The organism is Methylobacterium sp. E-065, from assembly GCF_022829605.1.
Lineage (GTDB): Bacteria > Pseudomonadota > Alphaproteobacteria > Rhizobiales > Beijerinckiaceae > Methylobacterium.
This window is the reverse complement of record NZ_JAKSYD010000039.1, coordinates 60,159-76,966: the sequence shown is the minus strand read 5'-3', so window position 1 is coordinate 76,966 and position 16,808 is coordinate 60,159. Positions and strand designations below refer to the sequence as shown.

Annotated in this window: 19 protein-coding genes; 13 read left to right on the top strand and 6 right to left on the bottom strand. The window is 68.0% G+C overall.

What is annotated here, in order from left to right:
- Positions 1–666 precede the first annotated feature (666 nt).
- From MKK84_RS03000 to MKK84_RS02990, 3 genes are read right to left on the bottom strand one after another with little or no spacing between them, the layout of a single operon-like run.
- Complete coding sequence (locus tag MKK84_RS03000) at positions 667–1,095, bottom strand: GtrA family protein (protein WP_243916548.1); 429 nt, start codon at positions 1,093–1,095, stop codon at positions 667–669.
- Positions 1,092–2,381 carry an NAD(P)/FAD-dependent oxidoreductase gene (locus MKK84_RS02995; RefSeq protein WP_243916547.1) on the bottom strand — a complete coding sequence of 430 codons (1,290 nt, stop codon included), beginning with the start codon at positions 2,379–2,381 and terminating at the stop codon, positions 1,092–1,094. Before MKK84_RS02995 ends, MKK84_RS03000 begins: the two co-directional genes overlap by 4 nt.
- Before the next feature lie 48 nt (positions 2,382–2,429).
- Positions 2,430–3,359, bottom strand: coding sequence for an NAD-dependent epimerase/dehydratase family protein (locus tag MKK84_RS02990; protein WP_243916546.1), 930 nt, complete (start codon positions 3,357–3,359; stop codon positions 2,430–2,432).
- A gap of 400 nt (positions 3,360–3,759) precedes the next feature.
- On the opposite strand from MKK84_RS02990, the gene MKK84_RS02985 reads away from it, so the two are divergent.
- From MKK84_RS02985 to MKK84_RS02960, 6 genes are all read left to right on the top strand, one after another.
- Positions 3,760–5,226, top strand: coding sequence for a UbiA family prenyltransferase (locus MKK84_RS02985; protein WP_243916545.1), 1,467 nt, complete (start codon positions 3,760–3,762; stop codon positions 5,224–5,226).
- 15 nt (positions 5,227–5,241) lie between these two features.
- Positions 5,242–6,588, top strand: coding sequence for an FAD-binding protein (locus MKK84_RS02980; protein WP_243916544.1), 1,347 nt, complete (start codon positions 5,242–5,244; stop codon positions 6,586–6,588).
- Position 6,589: 1 nt separating this feature from the next.
- On the top strand, positions 6,590–7,324 hold the full coding sequence (locus MKK84_RS02975) for an SDR family oxidoreductase (RefSeq protein WP_243916543.1): 735 nt from the start codon (positions 6,590–6,592) through the stop codon (positions 7,322–7,324).
- Between the two features lie 324 nt (positions 7,325–7,648).
- Entirely contained in the window at positions 7,649–8,545 is an 897-nt protein-coding gene (locus tag MKK84_RS02970; protein ID WP_243916542.1) for a glycosyltransferase family 2 protein, read from the top strand.
- 523 nt (positions 8,546–9,068) lie between these two features.
- Complete coding sequence (locus tag MKK84_RS02965) at positions 9,069–9,695, top strand: class I SAM-dependent methyltransferase (protein ID WP_243916541.1); 627 nt, start codon at positions 9,069–9,071, stop codon at positions 9,693–9,695.
- 154 nt (positions 9,696–9,849) lie between these two features.
- Positions 9,850–10,347 (top strand): thermonuclease family protein, encoded by a 498-nt coding sequence (locus MKK84_RS02960; protein ID WP_243916540.1) that lies wholly within the window; start codon positions 9,850–9,852, stop codon positions 10,345–10,347.
- Positions 10,348–10,354: 7 nt separating this feature from the next.
- On the opposite strand, the gene MKK84_RS02955 is transcribed toward MKK84_RS02960, so the two are convergent.
- Positions 10,355–11,473 (bottom strand): AI-2E family transporter, encoded by a 1,119-nt coding sequence (locus MKK84_RS02955; RefSeq protein WP_243916539.1) that lies wholly within the window; start codon positions 11,471–11,473, stop codon positions 10,355–10,357.
- Positions 11,474–11,773: 300 nt separating this feature from the next.
- Here MKK84_RS02955 and MKK84_RS02950 point away from each other — a divergent pair, with 300 nt between their 5' ends.
- From MKK84_RS02950 to MKK84_RS02925, 6 genes are all read left to right on the top strand, one after another.
- Positions 11,774–12,082 (top strand): acyl carrier protein, encoded by a 309-nt coding sequence (locus MKK84_RS02950; RefSeq protein WP_168427441.1) that lies wholly within the window; start codon positions 11,774–11,776, stop codon positions 12,080–12,082.
- 25 nt (positions 12,083–12,107) lie between these two features.
- Complete coding sequence (locus tag MKK84_RS02945; protein ID WP_243916538.1) at positions 12,108–12,575, top strand: 3-hydroxyacyl-ACP dehydratase FabZ family protein; 468 nt, start codon at positions 12,108–12,110, stop codon at positions 12,573–12,575.
- Positions 12,576–12,586: 11 nt separating this feature from the next.
- A complete protein-coding gene (locus MKK84_RS02940; RefSeq protein ID WP_243916555.1) occupies positions 12,587–13,714 on the top strand; it encodes a beta-ketoacyl-ACP synthase in 1,128 nt (375 codons plus the stop codon).
- A gap of 354 nt (positions 13,715–14,068) precedes the next feature.
- Complete coding sequence (locus MKK84_RS02935) at positions 14,069–14,278, top strand: cold-shock protein (protein WP_243916537.1); 210 nt, start codon at positions 14,069–14,071, stop codon at positions 14,276–14,278.
- 107 nt (positions 14,279–14,385) lie between these two features.
- Positions 14,386–14,754, top strand: coding sequence for a DUF6481 family protein (locus MKK84_RS02930; RefSeq protein WP_243916536.1), 369 nt, complete (start codon positions 14,386–14,388; stop codon positions 14,752–14,754).
- A 39-nt stretch (positions 14,755–14,793) separates the two neighbouring features.
- Positions 14,794–14,994 carry a hypothetical protein gene (locus MKK84_RS02925; protein ID WP_243916535.1) on the top strand — a complete coding sequence of 67 codons (201 nt, stop codon included), beginning with the start codon at positions 14,794–14,796 and terminating at the stop codon, positions 14,992–14,994.
- A 54-nt stretch (positions 14,995–15,048) separates the two neighbouring features.
- Here MKK84_RS02925 and MKK84_RS02920 read toward each other — a convergent pair whose 3' ends face one another.
- Together MKK84_RS02920 and MKK84_RS02915 are read right to left on the bottom strand one after the other, a co-directional pair.
- Positions 15,049–15,531 (bottom strand): GNAT family N-acetyltransferase, encoded by a 483-nt coding sequence (locus MKK84_RS02920; protein WP_243916554.1) that lies wholly within the window; start codon positions 15,529–15,531, stop codon positions 15,049–15,051.
- A 2-nt stretch (positions 15,532–15,533) separates the two neighbouring features.
- Entirely contained in the window at positions 15,534–16,301 is a 768-nt protein-coding gene (locus MKK84_RS02915) for an NAD kinase (RefSeq protein WP_243916534.1), read from the bottom strand.
- Between the two features lie 160 nt (positions 16,302–16,461).
- Between MKK84_RS02915 and cutA the strand changes: the two genes are divergently transcribed.
- Entirely contained in the window at positions 16,462–16,806 is a 345-nt protein-coding gene (cutA, locus tag MKK84_RS02910) for a divalent-cation tolerance protein CutA (protein ID WP_243916533.1), read from the top strand.
- The last annotated feature ends 2 nt before the right edge of the window (positions 16,807–16,808 follow it).

The window sequence follows — 16,808 nt, the reverse complement described above, 5'->3', positions numbered from 1 at the left end:
TGCCGTCTTTCTCGTCGCGGTGTCTCCGACGTCCCGATCCTGCGACTCCCCGTTAGCGGTCTCGGGCGGGGTGCACGCACCCCCGGAACCCGCATCGGCGCCGTGGCCTTCCAGCCGTCCCCCGCCTCGTCGTGGGCGGGTCCGCAGGTCGCTCAGGGTCAGCCCAGACGCGGGTCGGCGCGGGGGGCATTTCCTCCCCCCGCCGGGCAAACTGCCGCCCGGTCTCACGCCCGCATCCGAGGCACGCCCCGTACCGGTCCGCCGCCCGGGGCGATGGCGGCTGAGAGCCACCGACGCGGGCACCGCCCCATCCCCGGACCCGCCCGGTCAGCCACCGCGCGGGCCCCCGAAGGACGCCGCTGGGTCACCCCAGAAGCGCCGCGGACAGGTGGCGGCTAATGAGAACAAAATAGGAACATTGTCAAGAACGATGAGCCGAGGCGGGTCCTCCCTCCCCCGTAGAGGGGGGAGGGAAAGCGTGTGTCGAAGCCGGAGTGCGATCTGTAAATGTCGTAGCGCAAAGGGCGGAAGGAGACGCGTGCAGTCGGCCCTCGTCGCGAACGCGGATAGCATCTCCGGTTGGCGGGCCGGGATCGATCTGTGACGCCGGCGCCGCATCGGTCCGGGAGACGAGAGGGCATCCGAGCGTGCGGATCCCGCCGTCGTTCAGGCCCGCTGCGCCCGCTTGCCGAACGAGAAGTACTTGTGGGCGTAGAAGCTGAGCAAAATCGGGCTCGCGACGCCGATCAGGTGGGCGATATCCTCGGCGTGCCACATGAAGCCGATCCTGGGGAAGACCACCCGCGCCAGACCCACGCTGACCCCGAGCACCATCAGGAAGCTGAACACGTTGACCAGGGCGAACCGGCCATATTCGCCGAGCCAGCTTCCGGTCGAGGCGAAGACGTAGCGCCGCGCCAGCACGAAGGCCGTGGTCAGGCCGACGAGATAGGCCAGCGTCACGGCGAGTTCGTAGACCATCGCGAAGCTCAAGAGCCAACGCGTCGCCACGTTGGCAAGCGCCGCGATGCCACCGGTGACGACGAAGCTCGCGAGCTGCCGCCCGTCGCCCCCGCCCGTCGCCGGCGCGCTCATGCCGGGATCCTCGCCACCATCTCCTCGGCGAGTCGGACGCTTTCGGAGATGCCGCGATCCTCGGGATAGTAGAAGCAGGTATCGGCGATCTGGAGGCCCTTGATCGGGGTCTGCACCGGTGGGAGCTTGGCGGCGAAGCCGGGCTCGCAGATCGGCTGGGCGTAGCGCAGCCGCGCGACCTTGCGGGCGAGCACATCCTGCGGTCCGATCGCGGGATTGACCCGGCGGATATACGAGAAGGCCTCGTCGAGCAGCCGGTCGTCGTCCCAGGAGAATTTCGGGTTCGTGACCGGCATGTAATAGGGCACGTACACGATCGACTCGCCGTTCGGGATCGAGCGCAGGTTCGAGAACTCGATCAGGCCCGGGATGGCCACGTCCGGCTCCGAGATATTGACCCAGAAGTGGGGCGTGACCGGCGTCTTCAATTTGAAGAGCAGGCAGCAGACGCCGATGTTGTTGATCGCGTCGTACTTGGCCTTCCAGTCCGCCGGCAGGTCCGGCACCGCGGCCGAGACGAACGGCGTCGGCATCGTCGAGATGACGGCGTCTGCGGGATGGAACCCGTCCGCGGCCTCGACCCCCGTGACCCGGCCGCCCTCGGTGACGACGCGCTTGGCCGGCGTCGACAGGCGGACGGACCCGCCCATCGCCTCGATGCGCTCGACCAACCGGTCGACCAAGGTCTGGCTGCCGCCCTCGATATAGCCGAGCTGCTCATCGAACAGGGATTTGCGCGAGCGGCCGATCCGCTTGACCCGCGTCCAGATCCAGGCGGCCGAGACGTTGTCGGCGTATTCGTAGAACTTGAGCTCGAACAGCGGCCGCCAGAGCTTCTCGTAGACCTCCCGGCCCGACCAGCGGGTGATCCACTCCTTCGCGCTCTGGGTCTCCAGCGCGTCCCAACGCTCGCGGCGCGTCGACACGAAGGCCAGCAGGCCGTAGCGCAGGCGCGCCATCAGGCTGACGTTCGGGTAGCGCAGCAGCGATATCGGATCGCCCCAGGGATGCAGCTTGCCCCCCGAGAAATAGCCCATCGTCGTTTTGCGCCAGCGCATCGCGTCGCCGAGGCCGATCTCGCCGAGCAGCTTGAAGGTCGGTTCGTCCGTCTTGCAGACGAAGTGGTAGAACCGCTCGATCGAGACACCGTCGAAGTCGAAATGCGCCGCCATGCCGCCGGCCTCAGGGCCGGCTTCGAGCACCTCGACCTGATGCCCCGCCTTGGCGGCGTGGTAGCCCGCGGCGAGGCCCATCGCCCCGGCGCCGATCACGATCAGGCGCGCCATCAGGCAGGCTCCCGCGCGAGCAAGCAGCGAACGTGCATCATCGGGCTCTCAGAATTGCAGCGCGATCTTGGAATAGACCGGATGGCGGAACGTCTCGTCGAACGCGCTCGCGAGCGGCGTCGCGCGCACGCCGAAGATCTTCGGCCAGTCGATCACCTCGAACACGTCGGGGGTCGACAGGGCCTTGAGCTGCTTCTCGGTGAACGGCGGGTTCTTGCTGAACAGGCCGTAGACACGCAGCAGCAGCGCGAACATCTGGTAGGGGATGCGCACGATCTGGGTGCGCGCCCGGGTCGCCCGCTTCATCTCCCGGACGAGGTCGATGTAGTCGATCCGCTCCTGGCCGGTGATGTTGAAGGCGCCGGTCATCCGCCGCTCCACCGCGGCCACGATGACGTTGCAGAAATCGCCGACATAGAGCGGCTGGCGCAGGTAGCGGCCCGAGCCGGGGATCGGGAAGACCGGCATCTTCTCCATGAAGCGGGCGAGCCAGCCGACATGCTTGCGGTCGAACCAGCCGAACATCAGCGTCGGCCGCAGCACGATCTGGGGAATGCCAGAGGCCAGGACCAGCGCCTCCTGCGCCTTCTTGGTCTCGGTGTAATCGTCGACCGCCAGCGAGTTCACCACCGACGAGGAGATGTTGACGATGTAGGGGACGGCGTGCCGCTTCGCTGCCGCGATCACGCGCTCGCTGGCCGTGACGTTGTTGCGCACGAACTCGTCCGGCACGAGGCCGCCGATCTGGGCATGCGCGTGGACCAGGGCATCGAGGCCGGCGAGCTTGTCCTGCCAGCCGTCATCGACGGCGAGGTCGGCCACGATGACCTCGACGTCGGGATGGTGCTCCTTCAGGATCGCCGCATTGGCGGCCGCCTTGTCGATCACCACGATGTCGGTGAAGCCGCGCTCCTTGAAGCGCGGTATGAGGTTCTGACCGACGAGGCCCGCACCGCCCGTGATCAAGACACGTCCCATTCGCGAAAATCTCTCGATACAAGTCGCTGCTCGCGGGACCTCTATCGAATATACTCCGGATCAGCAAGGACGCCCAACCGACCGGAACACATCCACTAGCTTATGTCCCAAGGAAAAATCGTTACCATTTTCACCAGAAATGGCTGATGTATGTATAGAAATTGCTGATCCTTGATCGCCGCGGGGTTAACGCGGTCGCGGCGGAGTACTCTCAGTTGTTGCCGCGTAGGCCGTGGGGCGCTTCGGCCGGCCCCGCCGCCCATCCGAGCCTTGACATTCTTGGCCTGTCCAGTTCACGTAATTATCGACGTACGGACATCCAATTTTCCACTAATTCGGCGGGAAGATTGTAGGAAGTGACCACTTTAACAGTAGGACATCACTTGCTGAGGGTGCCCGCATGAGCGCTGCGAGCGCCGCGATCCAGGACGCAGGCACGCGCGACGTCCCGCTCGTCGTCGACGTCGATGGAACGCTGATCAAGAGTGACCTTCTCTACGAGTCGGCGCTCCAGTTCCTGGCCTGCTTCCCGCTCGAGGCCTGGCGGCTGCCGCATTGGCTGCTCACGGAAGGCAAGGCCGAGCTGAAGCAGCACCTCTCCGAGCGCGCCGACCCGAGCATCGCGACGATTCCGCTCCGCGAGGAGACCGTGGCGCTGATCCGCGACGCGCAGGCGGCCGGGCGCCCGGTCTATATCGCGTCGGCCTCCGACCGTCGCCTCGTCGAGGCCCTGGCCGACCGGGTCGGCGGGATCGCCGGGGTGTTCTCGACCGAAGCCGGCGTCAACCTGGCCGGCGACGCGAAGGCCGCGCGCCTCGTGGCCGAGTTCGGCGAGAAGGGGTTCGACTACGTCGGGGACGCAGCCGTCGATTTCCCGGTCTGGCGGGCGTCGCGCAATGTGCTGGCGGTGGCGCACGGCGGTGATTTTTCGCAGAAGGTGCGGACGGCTTTTCCGGATGCGCGCATCGTCGCGGAGTCCCGGGTCAAGCCCCGCGACGTGGTCCGGGCGCTGCGCCCGCACCAATGGGCCAAGAACGCCTTGGTCTTCGTGGGACTGGTCACCGGCCACCATTTCGACGCGGCGAGCACGCTCGCGTCGCTCACCGCCTTCGTCTGCTTCTGCATGGCGGCCTCGAGTGCCTACCTGATCAACGATCTGCTCGACCTGCCGGCCGACCGGATTCATCCGCGCAAGTCCCGGCGGCCGTTCGCGTCAGGCGCGGTGCCGGTGCTGTACGGGGTCGTCCTGGCGGGGATCCTCGCGGTCGGTGCCTTCGTGCTCTCGTTCTTGTTGCCGGTGAAGTTCAGCCTCGCGCTGCTGATCTACCTCGTCCTGACGCTCGCCTATTCGTTCCACCTCAAGCGTCGGATGATGATCGACATCGTGGTGCTGGGCGGGCTCTACGCGATCCGCGTCTTCGGCGGCGTCGCCGCCCTGGGCCTGCCGCAGACGCCCTGGCTGCTGATGTTCTCGCTGTTCCTGTTCACCAGCCTCGCGATCGTGAAGCGCTGTTCCGAACTCACGGCCAGCCATCAGGGCGAACAGCCGGGCGAGAAAAAGAAGCTCGCCGGGCGTGGCTACTCGGTGGAGGACCTGCGCGTCCTGTTTCCGTTCGGCGCGGCGGCCGGCTACGGCTCGGTCTTCGTCTTCGCGCTCTACATGTCGAGCCCGGACGTGGCCGCGCTCTACACGCATCCCAACCGGCTCTGGCTGATCTGCCCCCTGCTCATCTATTGGATCAGCCGCATGTTCCTCCTCTCGAACCGGGACCAGCTCCACAGCGATCCGGTCGTCTACGCGCTCACCGATCGCATCAGCCTCGCGACCGGCGCCTGCGTCGCGGCCGTGCTGGCGATCTCCCTCTGACAACCCGAGTCCCCCGTGTCCGAACCCGACCGTACGCGCGTCCCGCTCACCGGGTGGGGACGCTACCCGCGGCGCGACTGCGAGGTCGCGGCGCCGACTGATCCCGCTGGCGCGTCAGCCGCGCGTGCGCCGGCCCGGCCGCTCATCGCCCGGGGCAACGGGCGCTCCTACGGCGATGCCAGCTTCGGCCCGGGTCTGACCGTCGACATGCGCCGGCTCGGCCGCCTCATCGCGTTCGATGAGGCGACAGGCGAGCTGACCTGTGAGGCCGGCGCGCTGCTGAGCGAGATCGTCGCGGTGTTCACGCCCCGCGGTTGGTTCCCGCCGGTGACGCCCGGCACCAAGTTCGTGACCGTCGGCGGCATGGTGGCGTCGGACGTGCACGGCAAGAACCACCACGGCGCGGGCTCGTTCTGCGATCATGTCCTCTCGGTCCGCCTCGCGCTCGGCGACGGCACGATCCTGACCTGCTCGCAGGCGGAGAACGCGGATCTGTTCGCCGCCACCTGCGGCGGCATGGGGCTGACCGGCACCCTCCTGACCGTGACGTTCCGCCTGATCCCGGTACGCTCGTCGAAGATCCTGCAGGAGACCGTCCGCGCCCCCAACCTCGCGACCGCGATCGACATCTTCGAGGCGGGCGCCGCCCGGACCTACTCGGTCGCCTGGATCGACTGTCTCGCCTCCGGCGCGAATCTCGGCCGGTCCGTGATCATCTTCGGCGAGCATGCCGCGCCGCAGGATCTCGATCCGGCCGAGCAGGCCACGCCCTTCGCGCGGCCGTCGCCCCGCGGCAAACGCGTGCCGGTCGATTTTCCGACCGTGGCGCTCAACCGGCTCTCGGTGTCGCTGTTCAACCAAGTCTACTACCGGCTGCAGAAGCCGGGCCGGAAGGTGGTCGACATCGACCCCTACTTCTACCCGCTCGACGCCATTCAGGACTGGAACCGGATCTACGGGCGCCACGGCTTCGTGCAGTACCAGTGCGTGCTGCCCCTGGAGACCAGTCGCGACGGGCTGACCGCCCTGCTCACCGAGATCGCCCGGGTCGGGCAGGCCTCGTTCCTGGCGGTGCTCAAGCGGCTCGGCCACGAGTCGTTCGGCCACCTGTCGTTCCCGCGCGAGGGCTACACCCTCGCGCTCGATTTCCCGGCCAATCCCGAGACCTTCGCGCTGCTCGACCGGCTCGACCGGATCGTCACCGAGGCCGGCGGCCGGCTCTACCTCGCCAAGGACGCGCGGATGCGCGCGCCGATGCTGCGCGCCGGCTACCCCCGGCTGGAGCAGTTCAATGCGGTCCGGCGGCGCTACGGCCTCGACGGACGTTTCCGGTCGGCCCTGTCCGATCGTCTGGAGATCTAGCGTGACGCCAAAGTCCGTCCTCATCCTCGGTGCGCGCTCGGATATCGGGCGGGCCGTCGCCCGGCGCTTCGCGCAGAGCGGCGCCTCGGTGACCCTCGCGGCCCGGCGTGCCGACGCCCTCGCGGACGACCTCGCCGACCTGCGGATCCGCTTCAAGGTGGTGGCCGAGGCGGTCGAGTTCGATGCCACGGATGGCGCGGCCGAGCGTTTCTTCGAGGGGCTCCCGGCGCTGCCGGACGTGGTCGTCATGGTGGTCGGCCTGCTGGGTGACCAAGCGCAGAGCGAAGCGGACCTCGACGCCGCGAACGCCGTCATGGCGGCCAACTACACGGGCCCAGCCTGCTACCTCCTGGCCGCGGCCCGGCGGATGGGTACGCGCGGCAGCGGCTGCATCGTGGGCATCAGTTCGGTGGCGGGCGACCGCGGCCGGCAATCCAACTTCGTCTACGGCTCGGCCAAGGCGGGGTTCACCGCCTTCCTGGCCGGGTTGCGCAACCGCTTGTACAAGAAGGGCGTGACGGTGGTCACGGTCAAGCCGGGCTTCGTGGCGACCGCCATGACGGCCGGCATGAAGCTTCCGCCCGCGCTCACCGCGCAGCCGAGCGAGGTCGGGGACGCGATCTTCACCGCCGTGACCAAGGGCCGGGACGTCATCTACGTCCGGCCGATCTGGCGGCTGATCATGATGGTGATCCGGAACGTGCCGGAACCCGTGTTCAAGCGTCTCTCCATGTGAGCGACCGCGCCCGGACAAGCCGGTAGGCGGGCCGGCTCGGGAGATCGGATGATCACGGATCTCCGCACGTTTCACGGCTTGATATATCCGGGCCATGCCGTAAGCCCGCTTCGTTCGCGCGGATCGAAGATTGCTAGAGAACCGTTTTCTTGCGCGCCAGGGACTTGTTTTCCCGCCGGGCGTGAGATCCCAGGACCGCGCACGACACTTTCAAATCGCCTGCTCCTCGGGGCAGGGATGGCCTGAAGGGCGATGATCATCGTGCCGCACGCCGCGTCGAGGCCTGTCGGTCTCGTGGCGTGAGGCCTGAGAGAGAGACGCGTGATGACCCGCTTGTTTGTCGGCATTCCGAGCGCTGGGCGGAAGGGGATCCTGAGCGACACGCTCGTGCATCTCAGCCGGCAGGTTCGGCGCCCGGACAGGGTCATCCTCTGCACGCCGGACGATGAGGATTACCAGACGCCGGACTTCGACCGCACCCTCGATCTGACCCACATCCGGGCGACGAAAGGGTCCTGCTCGCAGCGGAACGCGATGCTCGACCTGCTGAAGGACCAGGACGGCATCCTGCTGATCATCGACGACGACTTCTTCGTCCATCGCCAGTATCTCGACGCGATCGAGACGATCATGCAGACGCGGCCCGATATCGCGCTGGCCAACGGCCACATCATCCAGGATGGGATCATCGGTCCCGGCATACCGGTCGCCGAGGCGAATCGGATGCTCGACGAGACGCCGGCCGATCCGACGCACCCGGCGACCGTGCGGGACAAGATCGTCGGCTACGGCTGCAACATGGCGATCCGCCTCGAACACGCGCGCGATGTCCGCTTCGACGAGAATTTACCCCTCTACGGCTGGCTGGAGGATGTCGACTTCTCGCACCAGCTCAGCAAGTCGGGGAAGATCGTTGACGTGTCCGCGATCTCCGGCGTGCATCTGGGGATCAAGATGGGCCGGACGCCCGGGAAGAAATTCGGCTACTCGCAGATCGTCAATCCGATCTACCTGATCCGGAAGGGGAGCATGAAGCGGCGCCACGCGCTGTTCCTCATGGCCCGCAACATGGGGATGAACCTGACGCGGAGCGTGTCGCCCGAGCCATATCTCGATCGACGCGGCAGGCTCTTCGGTAACCTGCTCGGCTTGCGCGACATCCTTCGCGGGCGCATCAATCCGCGTGCGGTGGCCCTGTTGGACCAGCCGAGGGCGGGCTAGGGCTGTCGTCGCCGAAGTGGATACCGGTTCGGCATGGGGGCGCTCGGCACGCCTCTTGCGGACTGTTCGTCCCAGAACGCGCGATGTCGCAGCGTCTGTTTCAGTCTCGTAACGATCGTCCGGCTTCGATCCGCAGGGCGGTCGTATCGGCTGCCGTGTGTGGATCCTCTGCCACCGAATCGAACGCGTATTTCGCAATCTTCGCGAAGTCGGTGGATCGATATAATACTGGCGGCCATAAGTAGTTGGCCGAGGCTTGTTGATAGACCTAAGCGCTGCTTTGGTTGGCCTGAAAATCTATATATCGGTGCTGAGTTTGGAGACAGGCGGTTTGCCGCCTCTTGAGGCTGCGTTAACCATCGATGGTCCGCCGCGCCAAGCATGCGCCTGATCTGTCGATGCACATAAAGGTAGTCTCACACATCGCATTGTCGTGGCCCAGAAATTCATATTCGCGTTATAGCGGCATCGCCTGATTGGTCGTGGTAAGACCGCGCCGCAGGCAGGGTACTGGAGTGATTGGATGGCCAACGTGGATGTCGCCGATAGGGTGTCCGGTCTGATGGGCGGGCGGGACCGGGCCCGCTCGGTCCTCAACAAGCTGGGCTACGACACCACGGACTGGGTCCGCGTCGTCATGTACCGTGAGTGCTTCTCGTTCATCGAGAGTCTCTCGCCCGGCAAGCTGGACACCTTAGAGATCGCGGCCGGCCCGCAATGGAAGCGCCGGTTCCAGTTCAAGTCCTACACGGCGGCCGATTACCCGGCCTTCGACATCTGCGAGGATCGGCTCGACCGGCAGTTCGATCTCATCATCGCCGATCAGGTGTTCGAGCACCTCAAGTGGCCGCAGCGGGCGGGGAAGAACGTCTTCTCCATGCTCAAGCCCGGGGGCACCTTCATCGTGACGACGCCGTTCCTGATCCGGCTGCACGACAGCCCGATCGACTGCTCGCGCTGGACCGAGACCGGCATGTCCTACCTCCTGCAGGAGTGCGGTTTCGAGGCGCAGAACATCAAGACCGCCTCGTGGGGCAACCGGGCCTGCGTGCGGGCCAACTTCCGCCGGTGGCCGCGCTTCGGCTGGTACAAGCCCCTCCACAACGAGCGGGATTTTCCGGTGACCGTCTGGGCGTTCGCGCGGCGGTAATCCGTTCCGCCCCGTGCCGCGCGGCCGGTCCGGGGCGTGTCGGGCTGCGTCTTGTCAAATTCGCCACATTGATCTGCGAGCGTCGCCGCTTCGTCAGGTCTCTGGCGGCACTTGCGCGCCGACAGCCCCGACACGCCCCCGTGGACCCCTCGTTATGATCAGATCGACGCTCGCCTTGCTCCTCCTGTGCGGCTCCGCTGCCGCCGCGGGGACGATCAGCGGCCCGGCGACCGTGATCGACGGGGATACGATCGAGGTTCAGGGCGCCCGCCTCCACCTCTACGGCATCGATGCGCCCGAGACCGCGCAGAGCTGCGAGACCGACAAGGGCCGGGAATACCGCTGCGGCCGCGAGGCCGCGCGGGCCCTGCGCGCCCGGATCGCCGGCGCCGTCGTGACCTGCGAGCGGCAGGAGCCCGCAGTCGCGGGCCGTCTCGTCGGCCTCTGCCACGTCCACGGGGAGGACCTGTCGGCCTGGATGGCCAGCCAGGGCTTCGCGCTGGCCAGCCGCAATGGGACCACGGCCTATGTCGCGCAGGAGGGTCACGCCTGGGCGACCCGCCGCGGGATCTGGGCCGGCACCTTCGAGAAGCCGGCCGATTGGCGCAACGACCGGCGCCGGGTCGAAGCCTCGGCCGGCGCGGACGAGTAGGAACCGCTCAGGCCTTCTTGTCGTGGCCCTCGGTGAACTCCCGCCAGAGCAGCACCAGGGCCGCCATCACGGCTGGGCCGACGAACAGGCCGAGCAGGCCGAAGGTCTCGACGCCGCCGAGGATGCCGAGCAGCACCCATAGGAACGGCAGCTTCGTGGTGCCGCCGATCAGGGCCGGCCGTATGAAGTGGTCCGCCACGAAGGTCACGACGAGGCCGGCGACTGCCACCACGAGGGCGGCCTTCGTCGCGCCCGCCGCCACCAGCATCAGCGCCGCGATGGCGATGGCGAGGGCCGCGCCGAACGGGATCATCGCCGCCACGGCCGTGAAGGCGCCGAGCAGCACCGGGTGGGGCACGCCCGCGAAGTAGTAGACGACCCCGAGCAGGACGCCTTCGCCGAGACCGACGAGGACGAGGCCGTCCACGGTCCCGTGCACCGAGGCGACCATCTGGCGGGCGACGCGCTCGCCCCGCGGCCCGAACAGCTTCTGGCAGGCGGTCAGCGACTGGTCCCGCACCGTGCGCCAGTCGCGGAACAGGAAGAACAGCGCCACAAGGCTGAAACCGAACAGCACGACCCGCCGGACGATCTCGCGCCCGACATTGCGCGACGTGCCGATCACCGAGTCGTTCTCGAACCGGTGCAGCAGGTCCGAGCCCGCCTGCGCGTGGTTGAGGTTGTCGTTCCACCACGCGGTCGCCTGCGCGGCGCCGTAGGGCAGGTGCTGAAGGAATTCGGGCGCCGGGATGCCGTTCGCTTCAGCGTTGCGCACGAACTCGGCCACGTCGTGGGCCTCCCGGGCCGCCTGGACGCCGAGGATCGCGAGGGGCGCGAGGAAGACCAGCGCCACGGCCGCGGTCATCAGCGACGGCAGCAAGATGTTGTGCTTGCCGGGCGGGAAGCGGCGCTCCAGCCGGATGTAGACCGGGAACAGGGCGATCGCCAGCACCACCGCCCAGGCCAAAGCCGGCAGGAACCGGTGCAGGATCCACAGGCCGAGCGCCGAGAGCGCCAGGACCAGCAGGACCCGGGCCGCTCCCTGCGAGCGCGCCCGCTCGTGCGGCGGCAGCGGCGCCTCCTCGATCCGAGCCGGCGGGCGCGCGGGTTTGGTGATCGGTGGCATCCGTCTCAATCTCCTGGAACGCGGCTGCCGTCCCGTCCCTCAGCGAGGACCTATGGGGCGAAAGCGGTACAGATGCCCGCATGCGCGGCGTTGCGCACCTGTGGACTGGCGCTGAAACGCTGGGCGGTCCGCCAAGGTTGCCGCCCTTGACACCCTCGTGTAGAGGTCGCCGCCATTCCACGGGGCCGCGTATCGGGGCCCGTAGACGCCGAGGGTGGTCGCGCGGGGCGTACCGGGCTGTCCGGTGGCGAGGGGGCTCCCGCCCGACCGATCCGGAATCCGTCCAGCCCGCGAGAAGACATGTCCGACGAGCCCGCCCACGGCAGCGCCACCTTCGAGCGCGTGGCCGACATCATAGCCGAGACCGCCGACATCCCGCGGGAGAAGATCACGCCCGAGAGTCACGCCATCGACGACCTCGGCATCGACAGCCTCGCCTTCCTCGACATCGCCTTCGCGGTCGACAAGGCCTTCGGGATCAAGCTGCCGCTCGAGCGCTGGACCCAGGAGGTCAACGAGGGCAAGGTCCCGGCCGAACAGTATTTCGTGCTCAAGAACCTGTGCGCGCGCATCGACGGCCTGGTGGCCGAAAAGGCCGCCAAGGTCTGACGCCAAGCCGGCTGATCGTCCCGCCATGCGCCTCGAATATTTCGAGATGATCGATACCGTGCGGCTCCTCGACCGGGCCGCCGGCCGGATCGAGGCGCTCGCCCGGGTGCCGCTGGAGAGCCCGGTCTTCGAGGGGCATTTTCCCGGCCATCCCCTGGTGCCCGGCGTGCTTCTCACCGAGACCATGGCGCAGGCCTCCGGCTACCTCGTGCTCGCCCATCTCGACTTCACCCGGATGCCGTTCCTCACCGGGGTCGACAAGGCGCGGTTCCGGTCCTTCGTGGGGCCGGGGGCGGAGCTCGTCGTGACCGCGCGCCTGGAGCATGACGGTTCCGGCTACGCCGTGACGAAGGCGGCGATCAGCCATGCCGGCAAGGCACTGTGCGACGCCGAACTGCGCTTCCGCACCATGCCGTTCCCGGACGGGCTCGATGCGCCCATGCGCGAGCGCGCCCGGTCGATCGGCCTGTTCCCGGATCCGGTGCAGCCGTGACCGGCCGAGTCGTGAATCGCCCCGTCGTCGTCACCGGCCTCGGCCTCGTCTCCTGCGCGGGCGAGGGCGTGGAGGCTCACCTTGCGGCCCTCGACTCAGGGGCGCCGCCCCGGACCGATTCGGAGAGCTTTGCACCCTACGCGGTGCATCCGGCGCCCACGATCGCCTGGGACGGTCAGATCCCCAAGCGCAGCGACCAGCGCCAGATGGAGGCGTGGCAGCGGCTCGGCGTCTACGCCGCCGGCCTCGCCCTCGACTCCGCGGGGGTGAAGGACGACGCGGCCTTCAAGCAAGCCCTGCACTTGGTGGTGGCGGCGGGCGGCGGCGAGCGCGACTACGCGGCCGACGGCGCGATCCTGACCGGGCTGCGCGACGCCCCCGACCCGGGCGCCTACCTGAACGAGCGGCTCCAGAACGACCTGCGCCCGACCCTGTTCCTGGCCCAGCTCTCGAACCTGCTGGCCGGCAACATCGCCATCGTCCATGGGGTGACGGCGGCCTCGCGGACCTTCATGGGCGAGGAGGCCGCCGGGGTCGACGCCCTGCGGATCGCCCAGGCGCGGGTGGCGTCCGGCCAGATCGACGCGATCCTGGTCGGCGGCTCGTACAGCGCCGAGCGGCCGGACGTGCTGGTGATCCACGCCATGGGCGGCTTCGTCGCCCGGGACGGCTACCGGCCGGTTTTCGCGCGCGGGGAGCCCGGCGGGTTCATCCTCGGCAGCTGCGCGGCCTTCCTGATGCTCGAATCGGAAGCGCACGCGGCCGCCCGGGGCGCCCGCGCCCTCGCTCGGCTCGACCCGGTGGCGAGCGACCGGACCCGGCGCAGGCCCGGCAGCGTCGCGGCGAGTCTCGACGCCCTGTGGCCGCAGGCCGGGCTCGACTCACCCGATCACGTCCTGTCCGGCGCGACCGGCCTCGCATCGATCACCACGGAGGAGCGGGACGCCCTGGGGCGGCTCGCGCCGACGGCCCGCCTCCACGCGCTCGGCGACGTGCTTGGCCACGGGCTCGAAGTGGCGGCCCCGTTCGGTGCCGCCCTCGGGGCCGCCCTCGTGGCTGCCGGCCGTGCCCGCGAGGTGGCGGTGACAGCGGTGGGACATCGCCGCGGCGAGGGTCTGCTGCGCCTTGGCGCGATCTGAGCCAAAGGCAACGATACGTCCAAGTGTCCGTGCCGGAACACAGGTCTACGGCGCACCGCCTCCGTTGAAGTCCATTTGGTTGCCGCTCAGACAGCTGCTCCAGAAGCCATTACCACCGTCCAGAAGCCAAAATTGCGCGCCGAACCAAGCCAACAGCATGAGAAATATTTCTCAGCACTTGCCAAGACAGCACGAGGGGTCTAACAATACCGGATCGGCACGTGTCCGGATATCTTGGACCGTTACGCCTTCGCAGGGCGGTTCTGACTTTCCTATCGCTATCGGTCGATAACGGCGTCATGCCCCTTGGGCAGGCGTCTTCTCTCACTGCGCCTGCGAAGATCAAGGAATTCCATGAGCACCGGAACCGTCAAGTGGTTCAACGAGACCAAGGGCTACGGCTTCATCCAGCCGGATGACGGCGGCAAGGACGTGTTCGTCCATATCTCGGCCGTCGAGCGCGCCGGGCTGCGCAGCCTGAACGAGGGCCAGAAGGTCACCTACGAGCTGGAAACGGATCGCCGCAGCGGCAAGGAGTCCGCGGGTCAGCTCCAGACGGCCTGATCCTCGTCCGAATGTTTCGCGTCGAAGCCGCTTCAGAAGGAGCGGCTTCTTCGTATCTGCAATCCCCCGGGGCGCTGGCTTTCGCCGTGCCCGACCCAGGAGTGTCTGTGAGCTTTCCTAACAAGCAGGGCGTCGTCGATCGCCTTGAGACGGCCGCCAAGGCGCGGTCGGAAATGCTGGCCCGGTTCCGGGCGCGCCCGTCCGCGGACGATCCGGTGGTCCTCGCCCGCCAATCCGCCCGCCGCGCCGTGGTCGATGCGCGCGATGCCAGAACCGCCGAGCGTACGGCCCAACGTCAGGCCGAACTCGAGCGCGCCGCCGCTTTGGCCGAGGCCGAGCGCCTTGCCGAGATCGAGCGCAAGCACGCCGAGCAGCTCGCCGCCCAGGAGCGCGCCAAGGCCTTGCAGGCTGAGCAGAAGCTTCAGCGCGACGCCCGCTACCTCGCCCGCAAGGCGAAGGCTCAGAAGAAGCGCTGAGCCGCCCCGGTCTATCGACGCCGCATTCAGGAGTTCGGCATGTCTCACAAATTCAAGATCGGCGAGCGCGTCTGCCGCCCCCGGCTCGGCCTCCCGGGGGACCAGGGTGCTGGCGAGGTGTTCGAGGTGCTGCGGCTGATGCCGGCGGACCAAACGGGCGAGCCGAGCTATCGGATCCGCACCCAGGGCGGGGAGCGGGCGATCCGCGAGAGCGATCTCGTGGCGGCGCCGCAGGCCTGAGGCAGACGCGGCGCGAAGGCCCCTACTCTGGAGCTTTCCCGCGCCGCGCTGGTCTCAGAGCGTCCGGAACATCACCAAGGCATCGACAGACCCGAGCCTGGGATGCTGGAAGGCTCCCGGGAGCCGACCCACCGCCGTGAAGCCGAGGCTTTCCCAAAGCCGCACGGCCCGGACGTTGGTGCTCACAACAAAATTGAATTGCATCGCGGTGAAGCCGTGCGCGCGCGCCTGATCGAGGGCATGCGTGCCCATGGCCCGGGCGATCCCGCGACCTGCTGCCGCCGTATCGGTCATGAAGCCGCAATTGGCGACGTGGGCGCCGCCGCCTGCTTGATTGGCTCGTAGGTAGTAGGTGCCGAGCACCGCTCCATCCTGCTCGGCCACATAGGTCCTGCGGTCGGCGTTGGTCCAATACGCGAGCGCGTCCGCCGCGCTGAGGTCGCGGTCGAGGGCGTAAGTTTCTCCGGCACGGATAGTCGGTAGGATGATCCGGACAATTGCTGCGTGATCGCGTTCCGCGGCGGACTTGATCTGCACGCTCACCCGAACTGCTCGCGCAGGATACGCTCGTCGAGGCTGTGGCCGGGATCGTGCAGCAGCACCAGTTCGGTGGTGCGGTCGAGCGAGGTCTCGACCGTGCAGACCCGGCGGAACTCGGTGTGATCGGCCACTGCCGCCACCGGGCGGTGGGGCGCGTCAAGGACGTCGATCCGGATCTTCGCGTAATCCGGCAGGAGGGCGCCGCGCCACCGCCGGGGCCGGAAGGCCGAGATCGGCGTCAGCGCCAGGAGCTTGGCATCCAGCGGCAGGATCGGGCCGCCGACCGAGAGGTTGTAGGCGGTCGAGCCGGCCGCCGTCGCGACCAGCACGCCGTCGGCGATCAGCAGGTCGAGCCGGACATTCCCGTCCACGGCGATCTTCAGCTTGGCGGTCTGGTGGGTCTGGCGCAGCAGGTAGACTTCGTTGATCGACCGGGCGCGGTGCGAGCGGCCTTCCGTGTCGAGCACATCCATCACCAGCGGGTGAATGACGCTGCGCTGCGCGGCCTCGACGTGCTCCAGGAGGTCATCGTCCCGGAACTCGTTCATCAGGAAGCCGACCGTGCCGCGGTTCATCCCGTAGATCGGCTTCGGGTTGTCCATGAACCGGTGCAGCACCTGCAGCATCAGCCCGTCGCCACCGAGCGCGACAACGACATCCGCCTCCTCGGGCGGGACGTGATCGTAGCGGCGCATCAGGGCGGCGGCGGCTTCGCGGGCGTAGCCGGTCGGGCTCGCCACGAAGGCGATTTTCTTGGAATGCGGCATCGGTCAGGTGAGGCCGGGCGGTCGCGTCGAGGTCGCGTCGGGCGTCATCACGTCACGGCTCCAGTGCTGACGAGCGAACCGCCCGGTTGACGTCGCTGCCCCGCATGCCCCTCACTTGCCGGGACTGCGCGACTTGGACTGCGCGAGTTGGAGGCATAGCATGGAGCGTCCGCTTCTCGTCTACACCACCTTTCCCGATGCGGCTTCGGCCCTCAACATCGGCGAGGCGCTGGTCCGCGAACGGCTGATTGCCTGCATCAACGTGCTGCCGGGCATGTGCTCGGTCTACAGCTGGAAGGGTGCGGTCGAGCGGGGCGTGGAAGTCGCCGCGATCCTGAAGAGCCGGGAAGGGCTGGCCGATGCCCTGTCGGCCGCCCTGAAGGCGCGCCATCCCTACGATACGCCGATCATCCTGCATCTGCCGGTTGCCGGAGCGGACGCCGACACGGCGGCCTGGATCCTGGCGGAGACCGGCCTGGAGGCGCCGCCGCATCGCCCGGCGTGAGT

Excerpts from the sequence above, each read along its gene's own strand:
- MKK84_RS03000 (WP_243916548.1), bottom strand. The coding sequence starts at position 1,095 with ATGAGCGCGCCGGCGACGGGCGGGGGCGACGGGCGGCAGCTCGCGAGC.
- MKK84_RS02995 (WP_243916547.1), bottom strand. The coding sequence starts at position 2,381 with ATGGCGCGCCTGATCGTGATCGGCGCCGGGGCGATGGGCCTCGCCGCG.
- MKK84_RS02990 (WP_243916546.1), bottom strand. The coding sequence starts at position 3,359 with ATGGGACGTGTCTTGATCACGGGCGGTGCGGGCCTCGTCGGTCAGAAC.
- MKK84_RS02985 (WP_243916545.1), top strand. The coding sequence starts at position 3,760 with ATGAGCGCTGCGAGCGCCGCGATCCAGGACGCAGGCACGCGCGACGTC.
- MKK84_RS02970 (WP_243916542.1), top strand. The coding sequence starts at position 7,649 with ATGACCCGCTTGTTTGTCGGCATTCCGAGCGCTGGGCGGAAGGGGATC.
- MKK84_RS02965 (WP_243916541.1), top strand. The coding sequence starts at position 9,069 with ATGGCCAACGTGGATGTCGCCGATAGGGTGTCCGGTCTGATGGGCGGG.
- MKK84_RS02960 (WP_243916540.1), top strand. The coding sequence starts at position 9,850 with ATGATCAGATCGACGCTCGCCTTGCTCCTCCTGTGCGGCTCCGCTGCC.
- MKK84_RS02955 (WP_243916539.1), bottom strand. The coding sequence starts at position 11,473 with ATGCCACCGATCACCAAACCCGCGCGCCCGCCGGCTCGGATCGAGGAG.
- MKK84_RS02950 (WP_168427441.1), top strand. The coding sequence starts at position 11,774 with ATGTCCGACGAGCCCGCCCACGGCAGCGCCACCTTCGAGCGCGTGGCC.
- MKK84_RS02945 (WP_243916538.1), top strand. The coding sequence starts at position 12,108 with ATGCGCCTCGAATATTTCGAGATGATCGATACCGTGCGGCTCCTCGAC.
- MKK84_RS02935 (WP_243916537.1), top strand. The coding sequence starts at position 14,069 with ATGAGCACCGGAACCGTCAAGTGGTTCAACGAGACCAAGGGCTACGGC.
- MKK84_RS02925 (WP_243916535.1), top strand. The coding sequence starts at position 14,794 with ATGTCTCACAAATTCAAGATCGGCGAGCGCGTCTGCCGCCCCCGGCTC.
- MKK84_RS02915 (WP_243916534.1), bottom strand. The coding sequence starts at position 16,301 with ATGCCGCATTCCAAGAAAATCGCCTTCGTGGCGAGCCCGACCGGCTAC.
- cutA (WP_243916533.1), top strand. The coding sequence starts at position 16,462 with ATGGAGCGTCCGCTTCTCGTCTACACCACCTTTCCCGATGCGGCTTCG.